Genomic DNA, 1,450 nt, shown 5'->3' with positions numbered 1-1,450 from the left:
CGGCGGGGGCAGGTGCTCAATGCACGCATCGACGCGGCGCTGGCCGAGACAAAGAGCGTTGACGCACCGGTGTCAGCGCTATTGTTCATCGGCGGTGATCTGGCGAACGGCGGCGGCACGTTGCTGGACGAGATGATGACGCACACGGGGTTGCGCGATGCCGCGGCGGACTATGGCGTCGCGATGACGGGGCGCTTACCCGTCGAGACGATCGTCGCGCATCCCCCTGCACTGATCCTGTCGCCTGATCAGGGCGGGCGAACGGCGGCGATTCGGCGTCGGCTGCTCGGGGCCGAGACCCGCGACGTCCCGTTCGCGCGCGACCTCATCAACTGCGGCGGGCCGACCATTCCGGCGGCACTGCGGCGACTGGCTGAGATACGGCGCGGGGCCGGCGCTTGAGGCGGCTGCACCTGCTGCTTGCCGCGTTGGTGACGGTGCTGTTCGTCGCCTCGCTGATGGCGGGCAAGGCGTGGGTACCGCTCGACGCCGCATGGTCGGACGACCCGCGCTGGGCGATTGTGACGCAGCTCAGGCTGCCGCGTGCGCTGCTGGCACTGCTGCTGGGCGGTGCGCTCGGGCTGTCGGGGGCGGTGCTGCAGGGATGGCTGCGCAACCCGCTCGCCGATCCGGGCGTGCTCGGCGTCTCCTCCGCCGCGGCGCTGGGCGCGGTGGCGGCGCTGGTGCTTGGCGTGGGGAGCCAATGGGGCGTGTTCGCCGCCGCCATGGCCGCGGCGATCGGCGCCATGGGGCTGCTCGCCGCGCTGACCTGGCGCGCGGAGAGTCCGGCGGCATTCGTGCTCGCCGGGACTGTGCTCGCCAGCCTCGCCGCGGCGCTGACCGCCTTCCTGATCTCTATCGCTCCAAACCCTTATGTCGTCGCCGAGGTGATCGAGTGGCTGATGGGTGCGCTCACCGATCGCGGGCCGGATGACCTGCTGCATGCGGCGCCGTTCATGCTCTTGGGAGCGGCGCTGCTGCTCCTGACGGGGCGCAGCCTCGACGCGCTGACGCTAGGGAGCGAGGCGGCGCGCTCGCTTGGTGTCGACCTCAGGCGATTGCAGGCATTGGTGATCTTGGGGACGGGCCTGTCCGTGGGAGCGGGCGTGGCGGTGACCGGCGTGGTAGGGTTCGTCGGCCTGGTGGTGCCGCATCTCCTGCGGCCATTCGTGGCGGCGCGGCCGTCGGCGCTGCTCGTGCCGAGCGCGCTCGGCGGCGCGGCGCTGGTGCTCGGCGCGGACAGCCTGTGCCGGCTGGTCCCGGGGCCGGGCGAGGTACGGCTGGGGGTGGCGATGGCGCTGATCGGCGCGCCGTTCTTCCTCGCGCTGTTGCTGGGGGAGCGGGGGCGGTCTTGGAGCTGAACGCTGAAGGGCTGACCGTGGCGCTGGGCGGCCGAAGCGTGCTGCGTGACGTGTCGGCGGCGTTCGTTCCGGGGCGGGTGACGGTGGTG

1 protein-coding gene and 1 pseudogene are annotated in these 1,450 nt (G+C 72.2%); both read left to right on the top strand.

Annotated features, from left to right (window positions below; all coding sequences use genetic code 11):
• A pseudogene (locus AX702_RS22515) lies at positions 1 to 402 on the top strand (ABC transporter substrate-binding protein); the annotation flags it as partial.
• Positions 399 to 1,361: a FecCD family ABC transporter permease gene (locus tag AX702_RS10035; RefSeq protein ID WP_269450385.1), complete on the top strand. Its 963-nt coding sequence runs from the start codon at positions 399 to 401 to the stop codon at positions 1,359 to 1,361. The pseudogene AX702_RS22515 and the gene AX702_RS10035, both read left to right, overlap by 4 nt.
• The last annotated feature ends 89 nt before the right edge of the window (positions 1,362 to 1,450 follow it).

The sequence above is a fragment of the Sphingomonas sp. CCH5-D11 genome (assembly GCF_001557395.1).
GTDB lineage: Bacteria > Pseudomonadota > Alphaproteobacteria > Sphingomonadales > Sphingomonadaceae > Sphingomonas.
The sequence above is the reverse complement of the archived record's forward strand: the minus strand, read 5'-3'. Positions and strand labels throughout refer to the sequence as shown.